Origin of the sequence: Azorhizobium doebereinerae UFLA1-100 (assembly GCF_000473085.1) — a bacterium.
In the GTDB taxonomy this organism is placed as follows: domain Bacteria; phylum Pseudomonadota; class Alphaproteobacteria; order Rhizobiales; family Xanthobacteraceae; genus Azorhizobium; species Azorhizobium doebereinerae.
In genome coordinates, this window is the sequence record NZ_AXBA01000006.1 from 1 (window position 1) to 25,437 (window position 25,437).

Here is a 25,437-nt window from a genome sequence, read left to right on the forward strand (position 1 = left end):
AGGAACGCGCAGGCGGTCATCCCGTCCAATCCATCCCGCGCCAGGAAGCATAGCCTCGACAGGCACCTCTACGCTCAGCGCCACCTGATCGAATGCTGCTTCTCCAAGCTCAAGCAGTTCAGGCGTGTCGCGACCCGCTTCGAGAAGACCGCGCGAAACTACCTCGCCATCGTCACAATCGCTGCCATCGTCCTGTGGATCAGGTAACTGTCCACACCACCTAGAGCACGTTCCGTTCAAATGGCATCGCCATTTGAACGGTAAAACGTTCTCTATCAAAGTGTTAGAGGGTGATTCACCGATCAGATTGAGTCAATCTGATCGGATCACGCTCTAAGCGGGGACGGGCGCGAGGTGATCCTCGCGCCGAGCCCGGTCAGATCAGCAGGTCGCGCTTCTCGGTCACGGTCGCGTCCGGGCCGAGCCGGTAGACGATGGGCGCGCCGGTGGCGAGTTCGCGCTTCATGATGCCGGCCGGGCTGAGCTTCTCCAGCACCATCACCAGGGCGCGCAGCGAGTTGCCGTGCGCGGCCACCAGCGTGCGCTCGCCGCGCAGCACGCCCGGCAGGATCTCCTGCACGAAATAGGGCAGGGTGCGGGCCACAGTGTCCCGCAGGCTCTCGCCGCCGGGCGGCGGCACGTCATAGGAGCGGCGCCACACGTGCACCTGCTCCTCGCCGAATTTCGAGCGGGCATCGTCCTTGTTCAGGCCGGAGAGCTCGCCGTAGTCGCGCTCGTTCAGGGCGGGGTCGGCGATGGTCTTCAGGCCGGTCAGGCCCATCTCGCCCAGCACGAGGGCGCAGGTGCGCTGCGCGCGGGTGAGGGCCGACGTATAGGCGATGTCGAAGGACAATCCCTCCGCCGCCAACAGGGCGCCCGCGCGGCGCGCCTCGGCGACACCCTGCTCCGTCAGGTCGGGATCGCGCCAGCCGGTGAAGAGATTCTTGAGGTTCCACTCGCTCTGTCCGTGCCGGACGAGGACGAGAAGCCGGTCCATGGGCGTGATCCTTGCGTGACGCGAGGGCGCCGGCGGCCCGGCCGGGCGCGGCGTCCCTCAAACAGGAAGCCGGCGACACATATCCGAGCGCCGGCGAAAACTCAAAGGCGGCCCAGGATCGCAGGTGCCGGCGGGCTCATGCCACGGGCCTGGTCCTTGATCGCTCCGGGCGGGCCTCGCTCAGTCCGTGATGCCGAGCACGTCGGCCATGGAATAGAGACCCGGCTCGCGGCCCTTGGCCCACTTGGCAGCGGCCAGCGCGCCATTGGCGAAGATGCTGCGGTCCTCAGCCTTGTGCACCAGTTCGATGCGCTCGGACGGGCCGGCGAAGATCACCGCATGCTCTCCCACCACGGAGCCGCCGCGCAGGCTGGCGAAGCCGATGTCGCCGGGCCGCCGGGCGCCGGTGTGGCCGTCCCGCGCCTTCACCGTCCAGTCGGCAAGGCTCACCCCGCGACCGGCGGCCGCAGCCTCGCCCAGCAGCAGGGCGGTGCCGGAGGGCGCGTCTACCTTGCGGGCGTGGTGCATCTCGACGATCTCGATGTCGAACTCAAGGCCGAGCGCCGCCGCCGCGCGACGGGTCAGGGCGGCGAGCACGTTGACGCCGAGACTCATGTTGCCGGACTTCACCACGGCGGTGCGGCGGGCGGCGGCCTCGATGGCCGCATTCTCCGCCGCCGAGAAGCCGGTGGTGCCGATGACGACGGGAATGCCCGCCTCGGCCAGCCGCTCGGCGAGGCGCACGGAGGCGGCCGGGGAGCTGAAGTCCACCACCGCGTCGGTGCCGTTCAGCGTGCCGGCGGCATCGCTCTCCACCGTGATGCCGGTGGGCTTCAGCCCGGCGAGGACGCCGGCGTCCTCGCCCAGATGGCTGCTGGCGGAATGTTCCAGCGCGCCGACCAGGGCGAAGCCGTCGCCCTTGATGACCGCGCGCAGCAATTCCTGGCCCATGCGGCCGCCGGCTCCGTTGATGACCACGCGCAGATCGGACACGTGAACCTTCTCCCTAGGTGTTGGCGACGGGCCGGATGGCTCCGGCGGGGTCAGCCTGGTTGCGGGCCGTCATAGCCGGGGATGACGAGAAGGTCCGCTTCCGATACCGCCTGGCGAATGGCCAGGGCCTTCTGGTAGAGCGGCGAGCGATAGCATGCGAGCGCCGTCTCCACATCGGGAAAGCGCATCACGACGTTTCGGCCGCGCGCCGTCCCCTCGACGATCTCGATCCGCCCGCCGCGGGCGAGGGGGCTGCCGCCGTAGGCGGCCGTGGCTTCGGTGGCGAGGGCGGCATAGGCCTTGTAGCGTTCCGGGTCGCGCACTGCGACGCGCACGACCCAGTAGCCGGGCGCTGTCGCATCAGTGGGGGGCGGCGGCACCGGGGCGCCTTCGAGCACGATCACGTCGGCGGTGGAAAAAGGGCGGCGCAGGGCGATGGCCGCCTGATAGGCGGGGTCGCGGTAGGCGGCGAGCGCCGCATCGAAGCTGGGGAATTCCACCACCACGTTGTGGGATCGCGTCCGCCCTTCCATGGCGGTGAAGGGGCCGCCCCGCACGACGAAACGTCCGCCATGGGCGGCGATCGGCGGGCCGTTGGCGCGCCGATAAGGCGCGCAGGCTTCCATGTCCGGCACGTCGATGGCGGCCACCCAATAGCCTTTCGGCGTCGGTTCCTGAGCCATGGTCTCCCCCCTTGCTTCCGGTTCCGTCCGGCTCTCTGTCTGGGCGCACCCCGTCAGCCGAGGGCCAGCGCCAGTTCTTCCAGGATCGCCTGCGCCGCAGCCGAAGGATCGGCGGCTTCCGTGATCGGCCGGCCGACGACAATGCGGTTGGCCCCGGCGGCGATGGCGGCGCGGGGCGTGGCGATGCGCTTCTGGTCGCCCACGTCGGCCCCGGCGGGCCTTACGCCGGGCGTGACGATCTGGAAGCCGCTCCCCGTGGCCGCCCGGACCATGGCGGCGTCGGTCGGCGCGCAGATGACGCCGGCGATGCCGGCCTCCTGCGCCTGGAGCGCCCGGCGGCGCACCGTTTCCTCGACGCCCTGGGCATAGCCTGCGGCGGCGAGGTCCGCCGCGTCATAGGAGGTGAGGACCGTGACGCCGAGTACCTGGAGGGCGCTGCCCTGGGCGCCCCGGGCGGCGGCGGCCATCGTCTGAGGATAGGCATGGACCGTGAGCAGCGCGACGCCGCGCTCGGCGGCGGCCGCGACGGCCCGCTCCACGGTGTTGCCGATGTCGTGCATCTTGAGGTCGAGAAAGATCTTCTTGCCGGCCTCGATCAGGTCGGCGGCCAGGTCGAGGCCGCCGCCGACGGTGAGCTCAAGGCCGATCTTGTAGAAGCTTACCGCGTCGCCCAACTGCCAGACCATGGCCTCGGCCGCTGCGACATTGGGGAAATCGAGGGCGACGATCAGGCGGTCGCGGATGTCGGCGGAAATGTCGGTCACGGGAGCGGAGCCTCTTCCAGGGAGCGCCAGCGGTCCGGCGCGTCTGTGGCGGTCTGACGGAACCAGCATCCGCCACCCACCGGCGGCTGGTCATGGGCACGGGAAATGGTCTGGCCGGCGAGATGGCAGAGCAGCAGCGTGCCCACCCCGCCATGCCCGACGAAGAGGGTCGGAGTGCCCGGGGCCTCGGCCAGGGCGAGCCGCACGCCGCGGACGATGCGGTCCTGGGCATCCACCGCCCGCTCCCAGCCGCGCGCACTGTGCTCCGGATCGGCGAAGAAGGCGTTGGCCACCTGCTGGAATTCCGCCTCCGGCAGATAGCCGGTGGCGGAGCGGTCGTTCTCGTGCAGGCCGGGCCGTACCTCCTCCACCAGGCTCAGGGCGGCGGCGAGGATGGCGGCGGTCTCCCGCGCCTTGGCCTCGGTGGAGGACACCACGCGGCCGTAGGCCATCAGCGCCGGCTCCCGGGCGAAGGCCTCGGCGCGGGCGCGCCCCTGCTCGGACAGGCCCCAGTCGGGAACCGGCACCGCCGGGTCGATCCGGACCTGGGGATGGCTCACATAAAGGAAGGGGGTCATGGCCGGGCCCCGCGACCACTGCGCGCCGGGCCTCGGCCCGGTGGCTTCAGGGGTGGAATGCAGCGCCTCAGGCGGTCGGGCGGCGATAGGCCCACACGCGCGCGGGCGGCAGGTTCCACCACACGCGCGGCGAACGCTCGCCATGGATCTCGCCGGGCTTCAGCGGCACCGGGGAAACCACCGCATAGGTGAACTGCACGAAGGGCGCGCCGGGGCGCGACAGATCGAAGGCCTCGTTCACCATGCGGTCGCGTTCCTGCGGCGACTTGGTGAAGAGCGGCAGCGACGAAATGGTGCCCACCGCCGGCACGTCCAGGCGGCCGTGCAGCGTGTCATAGAGCGCGTAGGCGTCGCCGTGGATCACGGTCACGCCGGGATAGCGCTTGCGCAGCAGCCCGCAGAACTCGCGATTGTATTCGATGAGCACTAGGCGCTCGGGCGCGAAGCCGCGGGCCAGGAGCGCCCGGGTCACGGGTCCGGTGCCGGGGCCGAGTTCGATGACCGGCCCTTCCAGGCGCGGATCGAGATAGCTCGCCATCATCTTGGCGAGCGCTCGCCCGGACGGCGACACGGCGCCCGTCTTGAGCGGGCTCTGGAACCAGGATTGCAGGAAGCGCATCTCGTCATTGAGATGGGGCTTCACGGACACGCCGCGACGATGCGGGGATTGGAGCATTCGGTCGGCTCCGGCCAGGGACAAGCAAACGGTCACTGGCGATTAGACGGGAACGGACACCGGGTCAAGGCGCCCCTGACGGAAGCCGTCGGGGCGCCGCACGTCTGCCTTTAAGTCAGGCGTTCAGGAAGTTGCCCAGCTCGGCGCGGAATTCCGGTGCGATGTCCGGCCGCGAGAGGGCATAGGCCACGTTGGCCATGAGGAAGCCGATCTTCGAGCCGCAGTCATAGACCGCGCCATCAAAGCGCACCGAGAAGAAGCGCTCGCGTTCCATCAGCTTCAGCATGGAATCGGTGAGCTGGATCTCGTTGCCCGCGCCCTGCTCCTGCTTCGCCAGCAGGTCGAAGATGGTCGGCTGGAGGATGTAGCGGCCGGAAATGGCGAGGTTGGTGGGCGCCGTGCCCAGGGCCGGCTTCTCCACCATCTGGGTGATCTCGTTGCCGCAGGCGCCGACTTCCTTGCCAACGCCGACGATGCCGTACTGGTTGGTCTGGTCGTCCGGCACCTCATAGACCGAGACGACGTTGCCGCCGGTGCGGTTGAAGGTCTCCACCATGCTGGTGAGGCAGCCCTTGCCGTTGCCGTTGGGCAGATGGAGCATGTCCGGCAGCAGCAAAGCGAAGGGCTCGTCGCCGATCAGGTCGCGGGCGCACCACACCGCATGGCCAAGGCCGAGGGGGAGCTGCTGGCGGGTGAAGGATGTGGTGCCGGCCTTGGGCGTGTCGCGGTCGAGCTGCGCCAGTTCCTTGGTCTTGCCGCGGTCGGCCAGGGTCTTCTCCAGCTCAAACTGGCGGTCGAAATGGTCCTCGATGACCGCCTTGTTGCGGCCGGTCACGAAGACGATGTGCTCAATGCCGGCGGCCACCGCCTCGTCCACCACGTGCTGAACCACCGGGCGGTCCACCACGGTCAGCATCTCCTTCGGCACCGCCTTGGTGGCGGGCAGGAAGCGCGTACCAAGGCCGGCGACCGGCAGGATGGCTTTGCGGAGCGGCTTGGGCATGGGCAAACACCGTAGGTTTCGGAAGGTCAGGACGGGGTTGGTAACACAGGTCAGATGTCAGCGGCAAAACAACGGCGAAGCTCGAAAATAGTTGCAAAACAAATGCGTTTTGCCGGTGCGCCGCATGGATTGACGGGCTGTTCCCGCTGCCGCAGTTTCTCCGGCGACAGCCAAGGAGGACGGTACATGGCGGTGCTGGTTACGGGCGGGGCAGGCTATATCGGCAGCCACATGGTGCTCGCCCTCGTCGATGCCGGCGAGCCGGTGGTGGTGCTGGACAATCTGTCCACGGGCTTCCGCTGGGCGGTGCATCCGAACGCCACCTTCATCGAGGGCGACGTGGCCGACGGCGCCTTGGTGGCCCGCATCGTCGCCGAGCACGAGATCACGGCGGTGGTGCATTTTGCCGCGCGCATCGTGGTGCCGGATTCGGTCGCCGATCCGCTCGGCTATTATTACGCCAACACCGTGAAGACCCGCGCCTTGCTGGAGGCGGTGGTGGCCGCGGGCGTGCCGCACCTGATCTTCTCCTCCACCGCCGCGGTCTACGGCATGGTGGGCAACGAGCCGGTGGCCGAGGATGCGCTGCTCTCGCCCATCTCGCCCTACGGCCGCTCCAAGCTGATGAGCGAATGGATGCTGGAGGACACCGCGGTGGCCTTCCCGCTGCGCTATGTGGCGCTGCGCTATTTCAACGTCGCTGGGGCGGATCCCGCCGGGCGGTCGGGCCAGTCCACCGCCGGCGCCACCCACCTCATCAAGGTCGCCTGCGAGACCGCGCTCGGCAAGCGGTCGGGCATGTCGGTCTACGGCACCGATTATCCGACCCCGGACGGCACCTGCCTGCGCGACTACATCCATGTCAGCGACCTGGTGGCGGCCCATCTCGATTCGCTGATCTACCTCAGGCAGGGCGGCGCCAGCGCGGTGTTCAACTGCGGCTACGGGCGCGGCTATTCCGTGCTGGAGGTGATCGACACGGTGAAGTCCGTGTCGGGGGTGGATTTCTCCGTCACCTATGCGCCGCGCCGTCCGGGCGATCCTGCCGCCATCGTCGCCAAGGCGGAGAAGATCCGCGGCACGGTGGGCTGGACGCCCCACCTCGACGATCTTCCCACCATCGTGCGCAACGCGCTCGACTGGGAGCGCGGCCTCGACCGGCGGCGCAACTGAGCCCGCCGCCTCCGGTCCCGCAGTTGTGAGCGGATGCCGGAGGCGACCGTGGCACAAACTTGCCTTACGTTAACCCTGGCGCAACCATATTCGCTGCCCATTAGCCTGGAGGACCACCGGGCCGCGGCATGCCGCGGCAAAAAGGGCGGAGCGATTGCGGTGACCAAGACCGATACGACCACGACGACGACGGGGAACTGCGGGCCGACCGCCAAGGGCGGATGGGCGGCGGCCTTCGCGGTGGCTGCCTCGGTGTTCGCCATCGTTCCGGCCGGCGCGCAGGCGCAGACCACGGGCTCCATCTTCCAAGGTTTCCAACCCTTCCAGGCGCCGCAGCCGGCCGCCCCCGAGCGCGCCGGCCATCCGCTGATGCAGCCCGAGGCGATCGCCCAGGCGCAGGCCAACTTCCCGAACTGCATCGCCGCCATGCAGCCCCTGGCCCAGGCCAAAGGCGTCTCGCCGGCGAGCTACGCGCGCCTGACCGCCGGGCTGGAACCCGACATGAAGATCATGGACTTCATGGACAGCCAGCCGGAATTCTCCAAGGCCCTCGGCGACTACGTCACCATGCTGGTGAGCGAGAACCGCGTCACCAAGGGCAAGGAGATGCTGGCCAAGTACAAGCCCATCTTCGATCGCGTTGAGAAGGCCTTCGGCGTCGACCGCTACGTGGTGGCGGCCATCTGGGGCATCGAGACCAGCTACGGCGACCCCAAGGGCATCGGCGGACGCTCGGTGCTGCGGTCCACGGCGACGCTGGCCTGCATCGGCCGCCGGCAGGATTATTTCCGCGACGAATACCTCGCCACGTTGCAGATCATCGACAAGGGCGACGTTCCCGCCGACCACATGAAGGGCTCCTGGGCCGGCGCCTTCGGTCCGACCCAGTTCATGCCCACCTCGTTCCAGCGCTATGCGGTGGATTTCGACGGCGACGGCCACCGCAACGTGGTGGATTCCATCCCGGATGTGATCGCCTCCACCGCCAACAACCTCAAGCTCGACGGCTGGCAGTTCGGCCAGACCTGGGGCTATGAGGTCGAGTTGCCGGCGAACTTCGATTATCGCTACGTGGACCGCACCAAGCGCTATTCGCTCGGCCAGTGGGCTTCGCTCGGCGTCCGCCGGGCCAACGGGCAGGCCTTCCCGCGCTCCACTGACACGGCTTTCCTCCTGCTGCCCGCCGGGGCCAAGGGGCCGGCCTTCCTGATGCTGCCGAACTTCGGCGCCATCCTGAAGTACAATCCGGCGGATGCTTATGCGCTGGCCATCGGCCATCTGTCCGACCGGCTGCGCGGCGGTGGCAATTTCGTCCAGGCCTGGCCGGCGGAGGAGCGGGCGCTGAGCCGCACCGAGCGCATGGAGTTGCAGACCCGCCTGGTCCAGATGGGTTACGACATCGGCACGGTGGACGGCGTCCTCGGCCAGAAGACGCGCGTGGCGGTGCAGAACTTCCAGGTGCGCGCCGGCCTGGTGCCGGACGGCTACCCCAATGTCGAGGTGCTCCAGCGGCTGCGGCAATAGGCGCGACGCCGGAGCCGGCGCGCGCCGGCGGCTTCGGCCTCAGCCCGCGGCGCGGGGCAGGCTGACCCTGAGGCGTGCTCCCCCGCCCGGCCGGCCCTCGATGCCGACGTTGCCGCCGAGGTTTTCCACGATCTGCTTCACGATGGTGAGGCCGAGCCCGGCGCCGCCGGTGTCGCGGCTGCGCGAGGCATCGAGGCGGTAGAAGGGTTCGAACACCTTCTGCCGTTCCGCCTCCGGAATGCCCGGCCCGTCGTCCTCCACCACCAGTTCCACGCTCTGCCCCCGCGTAGCCACCCGGATATCGGCGCCGCCGGCATATTTGAGCGCATTGCCCATGAGATTGGCGACCACGCGCCGCAACGCCGGTGCGGCGCCGGCCACCGGGCAGGGCCCGTCCGGCGCAGCCATCTCCACCGCAGCTCCCTCCGCGCGGCGCGCCGCGCATTCCTCCACCGCGATGGCCGCCAGATCCGTCGAGGCGCCGGCCGGCGCGGAGAAGGAGCCGCGCGCGAACGACAGCGCGTCGTCCAGCAGGTTCTGCATCTCTTCCAGATCCGCCTGCGCCCGGGCGGTCTGCGGCCCTTCGGGGAGCAGTTCGACCCGCAGCCGCAGCCGGGTCACATAGGTCTTGAGGTCGTGGCTGAGCGCGCCGAGCACGAGGCTGCGGTTGCGGACCAGGTCGACGATGCGCTGCTGCATGGCGTCGAAGGTGGCGATCAGGCGCCGCACGTCCGGCGCGCCGCGCGGGGTGATGGCCTGCGCTTCGAGGCGCGTGCCGAAGCGCTCCAGCGCGGCGGACAGGTCGGACAAGGGCCTGGTCTCGCGGCGGATCGCCAGGACCGCCGCCAGCGCCACCGCCACGCCGAGCAGCCCGGCGAACAGCCCCACCGGCACGCCGAACAGGCGGGCGGTCAGGTCGCCGGTGGCCTCCACCTCAAGATAATCGCCGTCGGCGAGGCCGATGACCAGATTGAGGTGCGCGCCGCGCCATTGCGCCAGCAAGGGCAGCAGCTTGGCCCCGTACTGTCCCCGCGTGTCGATGGTGGCGGAAACGAACCGGGACGGGGGCGCACCGATCTGGGCCCGCAGGCGGCGCTCCACCACGGGCATGGTGTCGGAGGCCGGCCGGGGCGCGGGCGGCTCGGTGACGAGGCGGGCGAAGAAGCCGGGGGCGGTTGCCGCGCGCAGCACCAGGGGGCGGTCGGCCGCCGGCACACGGTCCAGCAACTCCACGAGCGCGCTCACCTGGCCCATCATTGGGCCGAGCGTGGCGCCGGCTGCCGCGCCCCGGCGATCCACGAAATAGGCCATAGTCATGAGGATCTGCCCCAGCACCAGCGCCCCCGCGACGATGAGGGCAAGGCGGGCGGCGAGGCCGAGACGGGCCATGGGTCAGCGCCCGGTGGTCACGGTGGCGGAGAACAGATAGCCGCCGTTGCGCACGGTCTTGATGAGCTGGGCGGCGTCGGCATCCACCGTCGCGAGCTTGCGCCGGAGCCGGCTGACCGAGACGTCAATGGTCCGGTCGAACGGATCGGCATTGCGGCCTCGCGTCCAGTCGAGAAGCTGCTCGCGCGAGAGCACGCGGCGCGGCCGCTCCAGGAAACAGGCCAGCAGCTCGAACTCGGCCGAGGTCAGGTCCACCTCCGTGCCGTTCGCGGTCTGCACGCTGCGGGCATCGAGATCGGCCACCAGCCCGGCGAATCCCACCGTGCGGCGCGGTGCGGGCACGGCCATGTCGGAGGCGGCGGGCACCGAGCGCCGCAGCACGGCCCGGATGCGGGCCAGCAGTTCGCGGGGATTGAACGGCTTGGGCAGGTAATCGTCGGCGCCCACCTCCAGGCCGACGATGCGGTCCACGTCGTCGCCCTTGGCGGTGAGCATCAGGATCGGCAGGTCGCCGCGTGCCCTGAGGCGACGGCAGATGGAAAGCCCGTCCTCGCCCGGCAGCATGATGTCGAGAATGACGAGATGCGGCCGCTCCTCGGCCAGCGCCGCGTCCATGGCCCGGCCGTCCTCGGCCATGCGCGGGACATAGCCTTCCCGCGCCAGGAAATCTGCCAACAAGGAGCGGATCTCGCGGTCGTCCTCGACGATGAGGATGGTCTTGGCGGCGGGGGCGGGAGCGGACATGGGGCCAATCTAGAGCCGGCCTGCGGCAAGGCAAACGGATCCGCGCGGACGTTACAAATCGTTACGTTCTGCCGCTCGCCTGACATCCGCCTGCGATCTCGACCGCGCATGGTCGCCGTCATGGAAGCGGTGCCGCCGATGACTGGAGGGGCCGATGGCCGGAATGACGAAGGCTGCGCCGACCGGGCGCCTGCGTCCCATCCTGCTCGCCGGAGCACTGCTGGCGATCTGGGGCGCGGATGCCTCGCAAGCCGCCACGTGGAGCCGGAGCGGCAGCGTGACGACGGCCCGCGGCACCTCTTCGGGCAGCGTCTCCGGCGCCTGCGCAGCGGGCACCTGCACGCGCGCCGCCACGGTGTCCGGGCCCTATGGCGGGACGGCGAGCCGGTCCGGCAGCATCACCCGGACGGGGCCGCACGCCTATTCGTATGCACGCACCACCACAGGTCCCTATGGCGGCAGCGTGTCCCGCAGCGGCTGGGTCGGCTGGTACTGACCCCCGCCGCCGGACCGGAGTGGATCGCCCCCCGCTTCGGTCCGGCGTCTCTTCTTCCAGGAGGAAACGACGATGACCTTGCGTTCGCACACTTTGCGTCCCCGCGACCTGCTGCTGCCGGCCATGGTGGCGGTGCCCGCGCTGTTCGCCGCCCTTGCCGGCCCGGCCAATGCCCAGGCGAATTCCCAGGCCGCGCAGATGATCCAGAAGGCCTGCGGCGCCGATATCAAGAAGCTCTGCGCCGACGTGCAGCCGGGCGGCGGCCGCATCATGCAGTGCATGAAGGCGAACGAGGCCGAGCTGTCGAGCACCTGCAAGTCGGCGCTGGCGACGGCCAAGACCAGCGCCGGCCGATAGGCGCAACCGCCATTCGCCCGCGCATCGAGGCGCGGGCGAATGGCGAGGGTTCGGTGCTCAGCCCTTGCCGCGCAGGGCCGGGTCGCCATAGCCGCCGCCGGTGGGCGTGACGATGATGACCGCTTCCCCGGCGTCCAGCTTGGTCTGGTCGCAGCCTTCCAGCTTCTCCATCGTGCCGTCGTTCCGGCGCACATAGCCCTCGCCCAACGCGCCCGGCTCGCCGCCGTGCAGGCCGAACGGTCGTACCCGACGGTGGGACGAGAGCAGGGCGCACTCCATCGGTTCGAGGAAGCGGATGCGGCGATAGGTGCCGCCGCCCGCGTTCCACCGGCCCTTGCCGCCGGAGCCCTCGCGCACGTGGAAATCCTCCAGCAGCACCGGGAAGCGCGTCTCCAGCACTTCCGGATCGGTGAGGCGCGAGTTGGTCATGTGCACGTGCACGCCGTCGGTGCCGTCGAAGCCGGGACCGGCGGGCGAGCCGGAGCAGATAGTCTCGTAATATTGGTAGATGTCGTTGCCGAAGGTCAGGTTGTTCATGGTGCCCTCGGAGGCGCCCATGGCGTCGAGCGCCCCGAACAGGCAGTTGGTGACCGCCTGCGAGGTCTCCACATTGCCCGCCACCACCGCCGCCGGATAGCGCGGCGACAGCATGGAGGCTTCCGGCACGATGATGCGGATCGGCCTGAGGCAGCCGGCGTTCATCGGGATCTCGTCCTCCACCATGACGCGGAAGACATAGAGCACCGCCGCGCGGGTGACGGGCTCGGGCGCGTTGAAATTGGTGGGCTGCTGGGGCGAGGTGCCGGTGAAATCCACCGTCGCCTCGCGCTTCTCCCTGTCCACGGAGATCTTCACCTTGATGACCGTGCCCTGGTCCATCTCATAGGTGAATTCGCTGTCGGAGAGCCGGTCCAGCACGCGCCGCACGCTCTCGGCGGCATTGTCCTGCACGTGGCCCATATAGGCCTTCACCACATCGAGGCCGAAGGTGGCGATCATCTTGTTGAGCTCGCGCACGCCCTTCTCGTTGGCCGCGATCTGGGCCTTGAGATCGGCGACGTTCTGCACCGGGTTGCGGGCCGGGTATTTCGCGCCGGTCAGCAGGCCCACCAGTTCCGCCTCGCGGAAATGGCCTTGGTCCACCAGCTTGAAATTGTCGATATAGACGCCTTCTTCCTCGATATTGGTGGCCAGCGGGCTCATGGAGCCCGGCGCGACGCCGCCCACGTCCGCATGGTGGCCGCGCGAGGCGGCCCAGAACAGCAGCTCCGAGCCGTCCGCATTGAACACCGGCGTCACCACCGTGATGTCGGGCAGATGGGTGCCGCCATTATAGGGCGCGTTGAGCGCGAACACGTCGCCGGGCCGCACGTTGCCGGCATTCTCGCGGATCACGGTTTCCACCGAGCGGTCCATGGAGCCGAGATGCACGGGCATGTGCGGCGCGTTCGCCACCAGTTCGCCGGCGCCGGAGAAGACCGCGCAGGAGAAGTCCAGGCGCTCCTTGATGTTCACCGAATAGGCGGTGTTCTGGAGCGTCACGCCCATCTGCTCGGCGATGGACATGAAGAGATTGTTGAACACCTCCAGCATCACCGGATCGGCCTTGGTGCCCACCGCGCCCTGACGCACCAGCACTTCCGTGCGGGCGAGCAGGAGGTGGTCCTTGGCCGTCACTTCGGCGCGCCAGCCGGGCTCCACCACCACGGTCTGGTTGGGCTCGATGAGAATCGCCGGCCCCTGCACCGCCATGCCGGGCCGGAAATCGGCGCGCAGCACCACGGGAGCCTCATGCCAGGCGCCGCGCGAGAAGAAGCGGGAATGGCGCGTCGCGCGCGGGGCGGAGGTGTCGAGCGGCCGGTCCGGCTCGTCGATGCCGGCCCCGCCACCGGAGGATTGCACCTCGATGGCCTCCACCACCACTGGCTTCTCCGGCGAGATGAAGCCGAACTGGGCGCGGTGCTTGTCCTCGAACTCGGCCATCATCGCCGTCACCTCGGCGAGGGTGACGGGCAGGGCCGTGTCCGTGCCCTCGTAACGCAGATGCAGCTTGGCCTCGTTGGTCACGGCGGCGCCGGTGACGCCCTGGCCGGCGAGTTCCGCCACGGTCTCGGCGGTGAGCGTGTCACGCAGGGCCGCGATGGTGGGCAGGGCTGCCGCCTCCAGTCGCGCGCCCACCGCCTTGGTGCGCAGGGCGCGGATGTCGGCGAGGCCCATGCCATAGGCCGACAGCAGGCCGGAGAAGGGGTGGATCAGCACCTTGGTCATGCCGAGCGCATCCGCCACCAGGCAGGCGTGCTGGCCGCCCGCGCCGCCGAAGCAGTTCAGCGCGTAGCGCGTCACGTCATAGCCGCGCTCCACCGAGATCTTCTTGATGGCATTGGCCATGTTCTCCACCGCGATGGTGACGAAGCCGTCCGCCACTGCCTCCGGCGCGCGACCGTCGCCGATCTCGGCGGCCATCGCTTCGAACTTCGTCCGCACCGCGTCGGCGTCCAGCGGCTCGTTCTGCGCGGGGCCGAAGATGCGCGGGAAGAAGTCGGGGATCAGCTTGCCCAGCATCACGTTGGCGTCGGTGACGGCGAGCGGGCCGCCGCGCCGATAGCAGGCGGGGCCGGGGTTGGCGCCGGCGCTGTCCGGGCCGACGCGGAATCTTGCGCCGTCATAGTGCAGGATGGAGCCGCCGCCCGCCGCCACGGTGTGGATGCGCATCATGGGCGCGCGGATGCGCACGCCGGCCACTTCGGTATCGAAGGCCCGCTCCAGCTCGCCGTCGAAATGGCACACGTCGGTGGAGGTGCCGCCCATGTCGAAGCCGATGATGCGCGGCAGGCCGGCGAGTTCGCCGGTCTTGGCCGCACCCACCACGCCGCCGGCGGGACCGGAGAGCAGGGCATCCTTGCCCTGGAACAGGTCCGCCGCGGTGAGGCCGCCGGAGGACATCATGAACATGAGGCGGATGGCCGCGCCGGTTTCCTCGGTGCCGGCGCCCAGCTCGTCCGCCACCTGGCGCACATAGCGGCGCAGGATGGGGGAGAGATAGGCATCCACCACCGTGGTGTCGCCGCGGCCCACCAGCTTGATGAGCGGCGAGACCTCGTGGGAGACGGAAACCTGGGCGAAGCCGATCTCGCGGGCCAGCGCCGCCACGGCCGCCTCGTGCGCGGGGAAGCGGTAGCCGTGCATGAGGACGATGGCCACGGCCTCGATGCCGTCCGCCTTGGCGGCCAGGAGCCCGGCGCGCACTGCCGACAGGTCGGGCGTCTGCTCCACCGTGCCGTCGGCGCGCACGCGCTCGTCCACCTCCAGCACGCGCTCGAACAGCATGTCCGGCTTGACGATCTTCTTGGCGAAGATCTTCGGCCGGGCCTGGTAGCCGATCTTCAGCGCATCCTTGAAGCCGGAGGTGGTGACCAGCAGCGTGCGGTCGCCCTTGCGCTCCAGAAGGGCATTGGTGGCGACCGTGGTGCCCATCTTGACGGCAGAAACCAGACCTTGGGGAATGGGCACGCCCGCCGGCAGGCCGAGCAACTCGCGGATGCCGTGCACGGCGGCGTCGCGATAGGCCTCGGGATTTTCGGAAAGGACTTTGTGAGCAAGCAATGTTCCGTCAGGCTTACGGCCGACGATATCGGTGAAGGTGCCGCCGCGATCGATCCAGAATTCCCAGTTTGCGGGGGCTTCCGCCGCGCGGATCGTCATGGCCTGCTCCTCATGGCATGCTCTTTGCTGTTACGTAACGTCCGGATAGGCTGGCCGGCGCATGCCATGCCGGCGAGGGCCGACAAAGCCATGGCGCCATAGCTTCGTCAACGATTTGTTGACAAAACATATAAAAGACATAAATATGCCGCTATTGCGCCAAGAACTCTTCCCCAGAGGATCTGCATGACCAGCGAAGTTCTTCGATGGCCGGTCGCCGATACGGTCCGTTTCAAGTCGGAACCACACCAGGGGCAGGGTTGCCTCCGAAAGGTCGGGGATCGATGATCCGGCGCTTTCTCGACGCGCTCTACCTGGGCGCTGGATGGTTGGCCGGGCTCTTCCTGCTGGCGATCTTCATTCTCATGATGCTGCTGTCCGTGGGGCGGCTCGTCAGCGTCAATATCCCGGCCGGCGATGATTTCGTTGCCTGGTGCATGGCCGCGAGCGCCTTCCTCGGGCTCGCGCACACGTTCAAGTCCGGCGAGCTGATTCGCGTCGGCTTGCTGACGGAAAAATTGCAGGGCACGACGAAGCGGGTCTTCGAACTCATCAGCCTTGTCATCGGTACCGGCTTCACCGGCTTTTTTGCCTGGCACGCCAGCGTGATGACCTACCAGTCCTGGCTGTTCAACGACATGGCCCAGGGCGTGCTGGCCGTGCCGCTGTGGATTCCTCAGCTCGGCTATTGCGGCGGTCTCATCATCCTCACCATCGCCTTCGTGGACGAACTGATCCACGTGCTGTTGGGCGGCGAGCCCCGCTATGAGAAACCGCCTGCCACCACCGCTGAGGAAGTGGTGGAGCGTGCCGTGCAGAGTGGGATCTGAGCCATGGAAATGATCGAGATTTCCGCGCTCCTCCTGGTGCTGCTCGCGGTGCTGCTGGGCGCCGGCGTATGGATTGCCATCTCGCTGCTCGCGGTGGGCTATGTGGGGATGCATTTCGTCGGCGGGGGCATTCCCACCGGCTCTGTGCTCGCCACCACCATCTGGGGCAACTCGGCCTCGTGGACGCTGGCGGCCCTGCCGCTCTTCGTCTGGATGGGCGAGATTCTTTATCGCACCCGCATCTCGGAGGAGATGTTCCGCGGACTGGCGCCGTGGCTCAACCGCATCCCCGGCCGCCTGCTGCATGTGAACGTGCTCGCCTGCGGCATTTTCGGCTCGGTGTCCGGCTCCTCGGCCGCCACCTGCGCCACGGTGGCCAAGATTGCGTTGCCGGAGCTGAAGAAGCGCGGCTATGACGACATGGTGAGCCTCGGCTCGCTGGCCGGCGCTGGTACGCTCGGCATTCTCATTCCGCCGTCCATCACCATGGTGGTCTATGCGGTGGCGGCCAACGTCTCCATCATCCAGGTGTTCCTGGCCGGCTTCCTGCCCGGGTTTCTGGTGATGGCGCTGTACTCCGGCTACATCGTGGTGTGGTCGCTGCTCCATCCGGACCGCAATCCGCCGGGCGAGCCGCCGATGCCGCTTCGCGAAAAGCTGAGGGAATCGGCCAACCTCATCCCGGTGGCATTGCTCATCTTCCTGGTGTTCGCCTCGCTGATGTTCGGCTGGGCCACCGCCACCGAATGCGCCGCATGGGGCGTGCTGGGCTCGCTGGCCATCGCCTGGTGGCAGGGCGCCCTGTCCTGGCCGGCCTTCTGGACCAGCATCATGGGGGCGACGCGGCTCACCTGCATGATCATGTTCATCCTGGCGGGGGCGTCCTTCATGTCGACGTCCATGGCGTACACGGGCATCCCGCTCGCGCTCGCCAGCTGGGTAGACAGCCTGCACCTGTCGCCTTACGCGCTGATTGCCGCTCTTACGGTGATGTACATCATCCTCGGCGCGGCGCTCGACGGGCTGTCGATGATCGTGCTGACCACCACCGTGGTCATCCCCATGATCAAGACCGCCGGCTTCGATCCGGTGTGGTTCGGCATCTTCCTGGTGCTGGTGGTGGAGATGGCGGAGGTCTCGCCGCCGGTGGGCTTCAACCTCTTCGTCCTGCAGACCATGTCGGGGCGGGATTCCAATACGGTGGCGCTGGCCTCGCTGCCGTTCTTCTTCCTTCTGGTGGCGGCCGTCGCCATCATCACCGTGTTTCCGCAGATCGTCATGGTCCTGCCGGAGATGGCCTTCGGAAAATAGCGGCGGCGGGCGCCAACCCGCCGCCATCACATGCTCGACGACAACCAGGGGACAACAAGACATGACAGCCTTGATCCGCTCGCTCGGTTCCGTGCTCGCACTCGGAGCCCTGGTGGCCGCCGGCCCCGTGGCCGCACAGACCAAGTGGAATCTGCCCAGCGCCTATCCGCTGGACAATTTCCACACCGAGAACCTGATGCAATTCTCCAAGGACGTGGAGGCTGCGACCGGCGGCAAGCTGGTCATCACCGTCCATGCCGGCGCCTCCCTGTTCAAGGCGCCCGAGATCAAGCGCGCGGTCATGACCGGCCAGGCCCAGGCGGGCGAGGTCATCATGTCGCTGCATGAGAACGAGGATCCGATCTTCGGCATCGACGTGGTGCCCTTCCTTGCCACCTCCTACCCGGCGGCGATGAAGTTGTGGCTGGCATCCAAGCCCGCCGTCGAGAAGAAGCTGGCCTCCCAGGGTCTCAAGCTGCTCTACACGGTGGCCTGGCCGCCGCAGGGCCTGTTCTCGAAGACCCCCATCACCAAGGTCGAGGACCTGAAGGGGGCCAAGTGGCGCGCCTACAATGTCGGCACCTCGCGCATCGGCGAGATGGTCGGCGCCCAGGCGGTGACCGTGCAGCAGGCTGAGCTTGCCCAGGCGCTCGCCACCGGCGTCGTGACGGCGCTGATCACTTCGGGCGCCACCGGCTATGACGTGAAGATCTGGGAGAGCATCAGCTATTTCTACGACACCCAGGCCTGGTTGCCGAAGAACATGATCTTCGTGAACCAGGCGGCGTTCGACGCCCTCGACAAGCCCTCCCAGGAAGCCGTGCTCAAGGCCGCCGCCGCCGAGGTCCGGGGCTGGAAGACCTCCGAGGAGAAGAGCACATGGTTCCTCCAGCAGCTCACCGCCAAGGGCATGACGGTTGCCCCGCCGAGCCCTGAACTGAAGGCGGGCTTCGAGAAGATCGGCAAGCAGCTCACCGCCGATTGGGAGAAGAAGGCGGGCGAGAACGGCGTTGCCATCATCAAGGCATACGAAGCCATGAAGTGAGCGGACGGTATCGACCATCCGCACCGTCTTTAAGCCAGGGCCGGCCGCCAGCGGCCGGCCCTGCGGAAACGTCCGCCGTTCCGCATTCGATCGGCGGCGGTGCTATCTTTCCGCGGCCGGCATGAACCGGTGGACGCCGGGAGCCCGTCATGACCAAGCGTTCGCACGAGGACATCGCCAAGCCCCTGTCGGGGTTGGGTTCCATCGTCTCCTCCGCGCATCTGGCCGAAGGCGCCCTGCCGGCGCTCTCCGAGGTGGAGTTCGGCCTCAACATGATCTCCCATGCCTACGGGCGGTGGATGGTCCGCTGCATGGCCGCCGCCGGCATTCCCGATCTGTCGGCTCTGGACGTCCAGGTGCTGCATCATGTGGTGCATCGCGACCGGCCGAAGACCATCGCCGATCTGTGCCTCGTGCTTGATGTGGAGGACACCCATCTCGTCACCTATGCCGCCAAGAAGCTCCAGGCGCTGGGCCTGGTGTCCGGCGGGCGGCGGGGCAAGGAGAAGACGCTGAGCGCCACCGTCACCGGCAAGAAGGCGTGCGCCCGCTATCGCGAGGTGCGCGAGGCGCTCCTGTCCACGGCAGTGGCGGCGACCGGAATCGCGCCGGACAAGCTGTCCGAGATCGCCGCCGTCCTGCGCGCCCTGTCGGGCCATTACGATCAGGCGGCCCGTTCCGCCGCCAGCCTCTAGGGACGGCCTGAGGCGGAAGGCGCCGTCGCCAAACCGCCGCTTTCGTGGGACGTTATGGCCCGATGGCAACGGGACCCCTGGGCATGGCGCCCCTGCACTCGACGTCCGGCATGATGGCGTTGCTCCGGAAGGCCGCCCGGCTTCCGGCGCTGCTGGCGCTTGTCCTGCTGGTGGCCGTCGGTACGCGTCCCGCCCCGGCCATGACGTGCGGCGACGTTCCGGTTGCCGCCCATATGATGGCTTCCGCCGTTCCTCATCCCCATGCCGCGCCGGATGTGCCGTCCGCGCATGAGACCCACCTGCATGGCGATGCGGCCCGCGCGGCGGATGCGGGCCATGGGTCCGCCGGGCATGACCATGCCCAGCCCTGCTGCCATACGGGCTGCCCCGCCTGCCTCGCGCAGGTGCCGGCCGCGCCCCTGGCCGTCCGCATGGTGGCGGATCCCGCCGCCATCGCCCTCGGCGCCACGCCGCTTCCGGCGGGCATCGTCCTGGCCCCGCCGCGCGCGCCACCCAAAGCCGCCTGATCATTCGATCCCGCTCTCCCGCGGCGCCGTCCGGCGCGCGGGAGGCTTCGGCTCATGCCCGGCAGGCTCCAGAGAGCGCCGGGCGCTTTGGTCAAGAGGACATTCCATGAACCGCCGTGAACTGATCCTGGGCGCGCTCGCCGCTGGCGTGGCCTTGCCGTCGCTCGAATCCGCATGGGCACAGGCCGTGCCGCCGGCCGCCCCGTCGCCCATGCCGCTCGCCGTCACCCGCCGCACCCTCGAGGTGAACGGCAAGGCGGCTTCCGTCTTCGGCCTCGCCCGGCCCGACGGCACGCCCGGCCTGACGCTGAATGCCGGCGAGGCCTTCCGTGTCGCGCTGTCCAACGCCGCCGACGCGCCGACCCTGGTGCACTGGCACGGCCTGACCCCGCCCTGGGCGCAGGATGGCGTGCCGGACATGCCCGCGCCGCTGCTCGCCCCGGGGGAAACCCGCCAGTATGACTTTCCGGCCGGTCCCGGCGGCACCCATTGGATGCACGCCCACACCTTGCAGGAGCAGGCGCTGCTCGCCGCCCCGCTGATCGTGCGCACGGCGCAGGACCAGGCGGCCGACGAGCAGGAGGTGGTGGTGCTGCTGCACGACTTCTCCTTCACCCCCGCCGAGGAACTGCTGGCGCGCCTGCGCGGCGGCGGACAGGGCGCCGTGAGCCCCGGCGCCATGAACCACGGCGCCATGGGCCAGGCTTCCATGGATCTGGCGTCGAAGAACCACGGCTCCATGGGCGGCATGTCCATGCCCATGTCGTCCATGCCCATGGCGGGCATGTCGCACGGGGCGATGGGGCATGGCGCGGGGGGCGGCATGGATCTCAACGACATCGCGTTCGATGCCTATCTCGCCAACGACCGCACGCTGGACGACCCGCAGGTGGTGCGGGTGGAGCGGGGCGGGCGGGTGCGGCTGCGCCTCATCAACGGGGCGACCGCCACCGCCTTCACGCTGGACAGCGCCGGGCTCGAGGGCGAGCTGATCGCCGTGGACGGCCAGCCGGTGGCGCCGGTGCGGGGACGGCGCTTTCCCATCGCCATGGGGCAGCGGCTGGATGTGCGCTTCGCCCTGCCGCAGGCGGGCGGGGCCTTTCCCCTGCTCGCTTTGCGGGAGGGCGCGCCGGAGCGCACGGGCGTCATCCTGGCGACGCCCGGGGCGGCGGTCGCCCGGCTTCCGGCCGCGGGCGAGGCGGCTGGGCCGGTGATCGACCTGGCGCTCGAGCAGGCGCTGCGGCCCCTCGCGCCGCTGCCGGCCCGGACGGCGGACCAGCGCTTCCAGGTCGCGCTGTCGGGCAATATGGCGGGCTATGACTGGAGCATCGGGGATGGCGCGCCGCTGGCCGTGCGGCGGGGCCAGCGGGTGGAGATCGCCATGCGCAACGCCTCGATGATGATGCACCCTATGCACTTGCACGGGCATCATTTTCAGGTGGTCGAGATCAATGGGCGGCGGCTGTCCGGGGCGGTGCGGGACACCGTGGCGATGCCGCCCATGAGCGCCGTGACCATCGCCTTCGACACCGACAACCCGGGCCGCTGGGCCTTCCATTGCCACCACCTCTACCACATGGCGGCGGGCATGATGTCGTTCGTGGCCTATGAGGGCGTCGGCTGAGGCGCCGGGTCGGGACCCGGCTTTGGACGCGGACTTACCCGAACGCGACACCGTGTCTCGCGACACCGGCCCGGCCCCGCCAAGGGCCGGTGCCGGCGGGATTTTCCGGCGCGGGGCGCGGCGGAACGGCCGCCGCGCCGATGCGATGAACGCGCCACTTCCCCCGCCGCCGCGAACCGTTCGACACATGTCGCGCGGCGGTGGTTTCCAGTTACCTTGACGGATGATCTCCCCCTCCCGCCGCCCGGCCGGCGACCGGCGGACGGACGACGGGAGGGGGGCTCAGCCGGCGGCGGGCTGGCGGGTGGTGGCGGCGAGGCCCCCGTCCACCAGCAGCTCGGTGCCGGTGATGTAGGCGGCGCGGTCGGAGGCCAGGAACAGGGCCGCCTCGGCGACATCGAAGGCGGTGCCCATCCGCCCCAGCGGGCATTGGCCGGCGCGCAGCGCCTTCATCCGGTCGAGATCCGCCGCGCCATAGGCGCCGGCCACCGTCTTCTCGATGCGCGGCGTGTCGATGAGGCCGGGGATGATGGTGTTGGCGCGGATGCCGTAGGGCGCGTTCTCCACCGCCAGCAGCCGCAGGTACTGGATGACGGCCGCCTTGGTGGTGCCGTAGGCGAGGTGGGGATAGCCCACGTCCCGCAGCCCGGCGATGGAGGAGGTGGCGAGGATGACGCCGCGCCCCCGCGCCCGCATGGCCGGCAGCACGGTGGCGGCGGCCAGGTGCAAGGCGGTGAGGTTGGCGTCGCAGATGCGGCGCCAGTCGGCCGGCGAGGTCGCCTCGGAGGGCCCCGCCTTGCCGATGCCGACGTTGAAATAGAGCACGTCGATCCGCCCATGCCGGGCGAGCACCCCGTCGAGCGCCCCGGCCAGGGCGGCGTCGTCGGTCACGTCGAGGGCGACCGCCGTGGCGGCGGCCCCGGTCTCTTGGCCGGTCTCCTGGGCGCCCGTCTCCTCGCCGCCCGTCTCCTGGGCGAGGAGGCGGCAGGTCTCCTGCGCCGAGGCGAGGTCGCGGTCGGCCACCACCACGGTGGCGCCGGCCTGGGCGAACAGCAGCGACACCGCCTTGCCGATGCCCCAGCCCGGCCCGATGGAGCCGCCGCCCAGCACGACGGCGACGCGGCCGTCCAGATCCCGCGCCCGGCCGCCCGCATGGGCGGCGCCGGGCGCTTCATATGTGCGCGGATGCATCAGCTTTCCTCCTCCGCGAAGGCGACGTCGCGCTTGCGGCGCAGGGAGGGCAGGGCCAGCATCACCAGGGTGACGGCCAGCGCGATGAGGATGGTCAGGCTGATCGGCCGCTCGACAAAGGTGAGCAGGCTGCCGCGCGAGAGCATCAGCGCCCGGCGCAGGTTCTCCTCCAGCATCGGCCCCAGCACGAAGCCCAGCAGCAGCGGCGCCGGCTCGCAGCCCAGCTTGATCAGCAGGTAGCCGATGGCGCCGAACGCCACCATCACCAGCACGTCGAAGCCGGAGTTGTTGAGGCTGTAGGCGCCGATGGCGCAGAACAGCAGCACCGCCGGGAACAGGTATTCGTAGCGCACCCGCAAGAGCTTCACCCACAGGCCGATGAGCGGCAGGTTGATGATCACCAGCATCAGGTTGCCGATCCACATGGAGGAGATCAGCCCCCAGAACAGCGCCGGCTGCTGCTTCAGCATCATCGGGCCGGGCTGGACGCCCTGGATGATGAAGGCGCCCACCAGCAGCGCCATCACCGCGTTGGTGGGCAGGCCGAGGGTGAGCAGCGGCACGAAGGAGGTCTGCGCCGCCGCGTTGTTCGCGGTCTCCGGCCCCGCCACGCCCTCGATGGCGCCCTTGCCGAAGCGGCTCGGATTGGCCGCCACCTTCTTCTCCAGGCTGTAGGAGGCGAAGGAGGCGAGCGTCGCGCCGCCACCGGGCAGCACGCCCAGCAGGCTGCCGACGGCGGTGCCGCGCAGGACGGCGGGCCAGGAGCGCCGCATGTCGTCGCGGGTCGGCCACAGGCTGGAGAGCGGCCGCACGGTGCCCACGTCCGCGCCCCGGTTCTCCAGGTTGCGCAGGATCTCCGCCACGCCGAACAGGCCCATGGCGAGGGGCACGAAATTGATGCCCTCCGCCAGCTGCATCAGGCCGAAGGTGAAGCGGAACTGCCCGGTGTTGATGTCCACGCCGATGGTGCCGAGGGCGATGCCCGCCGCCACCATGGTCACCGATTTGAGCACCGAGCCGTGGGCCAGCACGATGGACACCAGCAGGCCGAACAGGATCAGCGAGAAATAGTCCGCCGCCTCGAACGACAGCGCGGCCCGCGTCATGATCGGGCCGAAGGCGGCGAGCACCAGGGTCGCCACGCTGCCGCCGAACAGCGAGCCGATGGCGGCGATGGCGAGCGCGGCGCCGGCGCGGCCCTGCTTGGCCATCTGGTGGCCGTCCAGCGTGGTGACCACGCTGGAGGTCTCGCCCGGCAGGTTCAGCAGGATGGCGGTGGTGGAGCCGCCGTACTGGGCGCCGTAATAGATGCCCGCCAGCATGATGATGGAGGCTTCCGTGGGTAGCCCGAAGGTGAGCGGCAGCAGCAGCGCCATGGTGGCGGTGGGGCCGACGCCGGGCAGCACCCCGATCAGCGTGCCGAGCAGCGCGCCGATGAAGCAGAAGGCCAGATTCATGGGCTGCACGGCGACGCCGAGCCCCATGGCGATGTTTCCGAACAGATCGATCATGGCGTGAGGTCCGGCCATGTGGGGATGAGGATGCCGAGCCCGAGCAGGAACACCACCCAGCAGAAGCCGGCGAGGACGAGCGCGAGGACAAGGCGCGAGCGAAGCGTCAGGCCGGGCACGGCGGCGGTGGCGACCAGCACCAGGGCCATGCACGACAGGATGAAGCCGAGCGTCTGGGCGACCAGGGCGAACAGGACGAGGCCGCCGAGCACCAGCGCGAACGGGCGCCACGCCCAGCCGGTGATGCCCGGCCCGGCGACCAGCAGGCCCTTCAGCAGGATGGCGGCGCCGAGCGCGGCCAGCACGCCGAACACCACGGCGGGGAAATAGCCCGGCCCCATCTGGAGCGCCGTGCCCATGGGATAGGAAAAGCTGCCGAACACCCCGGCGAGGCCGGAGGCGAGGAAGATGGCGCCGGCGATGATGTCCTGGCTTGAGTGCTTGATGCCGAATGGCGTCATGATGAGGCTTCCGGTCTGAGGAGGCGGGCCGGTGGGTCCGCGCGGGTGCGGGCGCCGCGCGGACGGGAGGTGCCGGCGATGAGCCGGGGACGGGACCAGCCGGGGACGGCGCTACTGCTTGGGCACGCCCGCCTGGTCGATCACGCCCTTCCACTTCGCCAGCTCGGCGTCCACGTGGCGGGCGAGCTCCTCCGGCGTGCCGCCGCCGACCACGGCGCCGCTGTCGTGCAGGAACTTGATCATCTCCGGCTTCTTCAGCAGCTCGTTGGTGGCGGCGTTGACGCGCGCGACCACCTCCTTCGGCGTCCCGGCGGGCGCGAACAGGCCGAACCAGGAGGTGGCCTCGAACGTCGACAGGTCGACGCTCTTGGCCGCCTCCGCCACGGTGGGGATGTTCGGCGCCAAGGGCGAGCGCTGGAGCGTGGTGATGGCGAGCGCCTTGAGGTCGCCGCTCAGCACGTACTGGTAGGCCGAAGGCATGTTGTCGAACATCAGCTGGGTCTGGCCGCCGATGACGGAGGTGATGGCCTGCGCGCTGCCCGGGAAGGGGATGTGCGTCATCTGGATGCCGGTCTTGGCCTTGAACATCTCGCCCGACAAATGGGTGGAGGCGCCAATGCCCGAGGAGGCGTAGTTCAGCTTGTCGGGATTGGCCTTGGCATAGGCGATCAGCTCATCCACCGTGTTGACCGGCAGGTTCTTGTTGACCACCAGAATATTGGGAATGGCGTCCAGATAGACGATCGGGACGAAGCTCTTGACCGGGTCGTACTTCAGCGTGGTGTAGAGGTTGGGCGCGATGCCGTGGGAGGAGACCTGGCCGAGGAACAGCGTGTAGCCGTCCGGCTTGGCATTGGCCGCCAGCGTGGTGCCCAGCGTCGCGCCGGCGCCGGGCCGGTTGTCGACGATCACCGTCTTGCCGAGGATCGTGGTCAGCCCTTCGGCCACCTTGCGGGCGAGGATGTCGGTGGCGCCGCCGGCCGAATAGGGCACGATGATAGTGATGTTGCGCAGGGGCCAGGCGGTCTCGGCGGCGGCGCCACCGGCGCCGAGCGTGAGGCCGGAACCGAGCGTGAGGCCGGCGGCGAGCGCCGCGGCGAAGGCGGTCTTGATGCGTCGGAACATGGTTTCCTCCCGTGGGTCGATCTTGTTTTTTGCGTTGG

At 69.2% G+C, this 25,437-nt stretch carries 25 protein-coding genes; 11 read left to right on the forward strand and 14 right to left on the reverse strand.

Translation table 11 applies throughout. From position 1 onward, the window contains the following. A partial coding sequence (locus YU1_RS0107285; protein WP_029003346.1) for an IS5/IS1182 family transposase occupies positions 1-207 on the forward strand: 207 nt, incomplete at its 5' end. A gap of 169 nt (positions 208-376) precedes the next feature. Here YU1_RS0107285 and YU1_RS0107290 read toward each other — a convergent pair. From YU1_RS0107290 to YU1_RS0107325, 7 genes are all read right to left on the reverse strand, one after another. Continuing rightward, a complete protein-coding gene (locus tag YU1_RS0107290; protein ID WP_029003512.1) occupies positions 377-997 on the reverse strand; it encodes a 2,3-bisphosphoglycerate-dependent phosphoglycerate mutase in 621 nt (206 codons plus the stop codon). A gap of 180 nt (positions 998-1,177) precedes the next feature. Then, the gene (gene dapB / locus YU1_RS0107295; RefSeq protein ID WP_029003513.1) at positions 1,178-1,990 is read right to left on the reverse strand and encodes a 4-hydroxy-tetrahydrodipicolinate reductase; all 813 of its coding nucleotides are present in this window, start codon (positions 1,988-1,990) and stop codon (positions 1,178-1,180) included. A 50-nt stretch (positions 1,991-2,040) separates the two neighbouring features. Then, positions 2,041-2,673, reverse strand: a complete 633-nt coding sequence (locus tag YU1_RS34825; protein WP_035714360.1) for a DUF1330 domain-containing protein — start codon at positions 2,671-2,673, stop codon at positions 2,041-2,043. A gap of 53 nt (positions 2,674-2,726) precedes the next feature. Beyond that, positions 2,727-3,428, reverse strand: a complete 702-nt coding sequence (gene pyrF / locus YU1_RS0107310) for an orotidine-5'-phosphate decarboxylase (RefSeq protein ID WP_029003514.1) — start codon at positions 3,426-3,428, stop codon at positions 2,727-2,729. A gap of 5 nt (positions 3,429-3,433) precedes the next feature. Further along, positions 3,434-4,015: a histidine phosphatase family protein gene (locus tag YU1_RS0107315; protein ID WP_029003515.1), complete on the reverse strand. Its 582-nt coding sequence runs from the start codon at positions 4,013-4,015 to the stop codon at positions 3,434-3,436. 67 nt (positions 4,016-4,082) lie between these two features. Further along, on the reverse strand, positions 4,083-4,691 hold the full coding sequence (locus tag YU1_RS0107320) for a class I SAM-dependent methyltransferase (RefSeq protein ID WP_029003516.1): 609 nt from the start codon (positions 4,689-4,691) through the stop codon (positions 4,083-4,085). A 115-nt stretch (positions 4,692-4,806) separates the two neighbouring features. Beyond that, positions 4,807-5,694 (reverse strand): UTP--glucose-1-phosphate uridylyltransferase, encoded by an 888-nt coding sequence (locus YU1_RS0107325; RefSeq protein ID WP_029003517.1) that lies wholly within the window; start codon positions 5,692-5,694, stop codon positions 4,807-4,809. A gap of 186 nt (positions 5,695-5,880) precedes the next feature. On the opposite strand from YU1_RS0107325, the gene galE reads away from it, so the two are divergent. Next, entirely contained in the window at positions 5,881-6,867 is a 987-nt protein-coding gene (galE, locus tag YU1_RS0107330; protein ID WP_029003518.1) for a UDP-glucose 4-epimerase GalE, read from the forward strand. A gap of 159 nt (positions 6,868-7,026) precedes the next feature. Further along, a complete protein-coding gene (locus YU1_RS28395) occupies positions 7,027-8,391 on the forward strand; it encodes a lytic murein transglycosylase (protein WP_245263256.1) in 1,365 nt (454 codons plus the stop codon). Between the two features lie 39 nt (positions 8,392-8,430). Here the strand turns inward: YU1_RS28395 and YU1_RS0107340 are convergent, their stop codons facing one another. Together YU1_RS0107340 and YU1_RS0107345 are read right to left on the reverse strand one after the other, a co-directional pair. Continuing rightward, the gene (locus YU1_RS0107340; RefSeq protein WP_029003519.1) at positions 8,431-9,780 is read right to left on the reverse strand and encodes a sensor histidine kinase; all 1,350 of its coding nucleotides are present in this window, start codon (positions 9,778-9,780) and stop codon (positions 8,431-8,433) included. 3 nt (positions 9,781-9,783) lie between these two features. Then, positions 9,784-10,524 (reverse strand): response regulator, encoded by a 741-nt coding sequence (locus YU1_RS0107345; protein ID WP_029003520.1) that lies wholly within the window; start codon positions 10,522-10,524, stop codon positions 9,784-9,786. Positions 10,525-10,678: 154 nt separating this feature from the next. On the opposite strand from YU1_RS0107345, the gene YU1_RS0107350 reads away from it, so the two are divergent. Next, positions 10,679-11,020, forward strand: a complete 342-nt coding sequence (locus YU1_RS0107350) for a hypothetical protein (RefSeq protein ID WP_156921996.1) — start codon at positions 10,679-10,681, stop codon at positions 11,018-11,020. 72 nt (positions 11,021-11,092) lie between these two features. Further along, positions 11,093-11,377 carry a cysteine rich repeat-containing protein gene (locus tag YU1_RS0107355; RefSeq protein ID WP_029003522.1) on the forward strand — a complete coding sequence of 95 codons (285 nt, stop codon included), beginning with the start codon at positions 11,093-11,095 and terminating at the stop codon, positions 11,375-11,377. Positions 11,378-11,434: 57 nt separating this feature from the next. On the opposite strand, the gene YU1_RS0107360 is transcribed toward YU1_RS0107355, so the two are convergent. Next, entirely contained in the window at positions 11,435-15,079 is a 3,645-nt protein-coding gene (locus tag YU1_RS0107360; RefSeq protein WP_029003523.1) for a hydantoinase B/oxoprolinase family protein, read from the reverse strand. A 284-nt stretch (positions 15,080-15,363) separates the two neighbouring features. Between YU1_RS0107360 and YU1_RS0107365 the strand changes: the two genes are divergently transcribed. From YU1_RS0107365 to YU1_RS0107390, 6 genes are all read left to right on the forward strand, one after another. After that, positions 15,364-15,909 carry a TRAP transporter small permease gene (locus YU1_RS0107365; RefSeq protein ID WP_035714366.1) on the forward strand — a complete coding sequence of 182 codons (546 nt, stop codon included), beginning with the start codon at positions 15,364-15,366 and terminating at the stop codon, positions 15,907-15,909. 3 nt (positions 15,910-15,912) lie between these two features. After that, positions 15,913-17,220, forward strand: a complete 1,308-nt coding sequence (locus YU1_RS0107370; protein WP_029003525.1) for a TRAP transporter large permease — start codon at positions 15,913-15,915, stop codon at positions 17,218-17,220. A 61-nt stretch (positions 17,221-17,281) separates the two neighbouring features. After that, a complete protein-coding gene (locus YU1_RS0107375) occupies positions 17,282-18,265 on the forward strand; it encodes a TRAP transporter substrate-binding protein (protein WP_084539728.1) in 984 nt (327 codons plus the stop codon). Positions 18,266-18,414: 149 nt separating this feature from the next. Then, positions 18,415-18,960 carry a winged helix DNA-binding protein gene (locus YU1_RS0107380; RefSeq protein WP_029003527.1) on the forward strand — a complete coding sequence of 182 codons (546 nt, stop codon included), beginning with the start codon at positions 18,415-18,417 and terminating at the stop codon, positions 18,958-18,960. Positions 18,961-19,043: 83 nt separating this feature from the next. Continuing rightward, entirely contained in the window at positions 19,044-19,487 is a 444-nt protein-coding gene (locus YU1_RS0107385; protein ID WP_029003528.1) for a hypothetical protein, read from the forward strand. 106 nt (positions 19,488-19,593) lie between these two features. After that, positions 19,594-21,111 (forward strand): multicopper oxidase family protein, encoded by a 1,518-nt coding sequence (locus YU1_RS0107390; protein ID WP_029003529.1) that lies wholly within the window; start codon positions 19,594-19,596, stop codon positions 21,109-21,111. A gap of 282 nt (positions 21,112-21,393) precedes the next feature. On the opposite strand, the gene YU1_RS0107395 is transcribed toward YU1_RS0107390, so the two are convergent. From YU1_RS0107395 to YU1_RS0107410, 4 genes are all read right to left on the reverse strand, one after another. Next, on the reverse strand, positions 21,394-22,302 hold the full coding sequence (locus tag YU1_RS0107395) for an SDR family NAD(P)-dependent oxidoreductase (protein WP_051356597.1): 909 nt from the start codon (positions 22,300-22,302) through the stop codon (positions 21,394-21,396). Next, positions 22,302-23,810, reverse strand: coding sequence for a tripartite tricarboxylate transporter permease (locus YU1_RS0107400; protein WP_029003531.1), 1,509 nt, complete (start codon positions 23,808-23,810; stop codon positions 22,302-22,304). The genes YU1_RS0107395 and YU1_RS0107400 overlap by 1 nt, the downstream gene beginning before the upstream one ends. Then, positions 23,810-24,274, reverse strand: a complete 465-nt coding sequence (locus tag YU1_RS0107405) for a tripartite tricarboxylate transporter TctB family protein (protein ID WP_035714371.1) — start codon at positions 24,272-24,274, stop codon at positions 23,810-23,812. The genes YU1_RS0107400 and YU1_RS0107405 overlap by 1 nt, the downstream gene beginning before the upstream one ends. 111 nt (positions 24,275-24,385) lie before the next feature. Continuing rightward, a complete protein-coding gene (locus tag YU1_RS0107410; protein ID WP_051356598.1) occupies positions 24,386-25,399 on the reverse strand; it encodes a Bug family tripartite tricarboxylate transporter substrate binding protein in 1,014 nt (337 codons plus the stop codon). Positions 25,400-25,437: the final 38 nt, after the last annotated feature.

Bases quoted from the DNA above. Each gene is read 5' to 3' on its own strand.
- YU1_RS0107290 (WP_029003512.1), bottom strand. From the start codon at position 997: ATGGACCGGCTTCTCGTCCTCGTCCGGCACGGACAGAGCGAGTGGAAC.
- YU1_RS34825 (WP_035714360.1), bottom strand. From the start codon at position 2,673: ATGGCTCAGGAACCGACGCCGAAAGGCTATTGGGTGGCCGCCATCGAC.
- YU1_RS0107315 (WP_029003515.1), bottom strand. From the start codon at position 4,015: ATGACCCCCTTCCTTTATGTGAGCCATCCCCAGGTCCGGATCGACCCG.
- YU1_RS0107320 (WP_029003516.1), bottom strand. From the start codon at position 4,691: ATGCTCCAATCCCCGCATCGTCGCGGCGTGTCCGTGAAGCCCCATCTC.
- YU1_RS0107325 (WP_029003517.1), bottom strand. From the start codon at position 5,694: ATGCCCAAGCCGCTCCGCAAAGCCATCCTGCCGGTCGCCGGCCTTGGT.
- galE (WP_029003518.1), top strand. From the start codon at position 5,881: ATGGCGGTGCTGGTTACGGGCGGGGCAGGCTATATCGGCAGCCACATG.
- YU1_RS0107340 (WP_029003519.1), bottom strand. From the start codon at position 9,780: ATGGCCCGTCTCGGCCTCGCCGCCCGCCTTGCCCTCATCGTCGCGGGG.
- YU1_RS0107345 (WP_029003520.1), bottom strand. From the start codon at position 10,524: ATGTCCGCTCCCGCCCCCGCCGCCAAGACCATCCTCATCGTCGAGGAC.
- YU1_RS0107350 (WP_156921996.1), top strand. From the start codon at position 10,679: ATGGCCGGAATGACGAAGGCTGCGCCGACCGGGCGCCTGCGTCCCATC.
- YU1_RS0107355 (WP_029003522.1), top strand. From the start codon at position 11,093: ATGACCTTGCGTTCGCACACTTTGCGTCCCCGCGACCTGCTGCTGCCG.
- YU1_RS0107360 (WP_029003523.1), bottom strand. From the start codon at position 15,079: ATGACGATCCGCGCGGCGGAAGCCCCCGCAAACTGGGAATTCTGGATC.
- YU1_RS0107365 (WP_035714366.1), top strand. From the start codon at position 15,364: ATGATCCGGCGCTTTCTCGACGCGCTCTACCTGGGCGCTGGATGGTTG.
- YU1_RS0107370 (WP_029003525.1), top strand. From the start codon at position 15,913: ATGGAAATGATCGAGATTTCCGCGCTCCTCCTGGTGCTGCTCGCGGTG.
- YU1_RS0107375 (WP_084539728.1), top strand. From the start codon at position 17,282: ATGACAGCCTTGATCCGCTCGCTCGGTTCCGTGCTCGCACTCGGAGCC.
- YU1_RS0107380 (WP_029003527.1), top strand. From the start codon at position 18,415: ATGACCAAGCGTTCGCACGAGGACATCGCCAAGCCCCTGTCGGGGTTG.
- YU1_RS0107385 (WP_029003528.1), top strand. From the start codon at position 19,044: ATGGCGCCCCTGCACTCGACGTCCGGCATGATGGCGTTGCTCCGGAAG.
- YU1_RS0107390 (WP_029003529.1), top strand. From the start codon at position 19,594: ATGAACCGCCGTGAACTGATCCTGGGCGCGCTCGCCGCTGGCGTGGCC.
- YU1_RS0107395 (WP_051356597.1), bottom strand. From the start codon at position 22,302: ATGCATCCGCGCACATATGAAGCGCCCGGCGCCGCCCATGCGGGCGGC.
- YU1_RS0107405 (WP_035714371.1), bottom strand. From the start codon at position 24,274: ATGACGCCATTCGGCATCAAGCACTCAAGCCAGGACATCATCGCCGGC.
- YU1_RS0107410 (WP_051356598.1), bottom strand. From the start codon at position 25,399: ATGTTCCGACGCATCAAGACCGCCTTCGCCGCGGCGCTCGCCGCCGGC.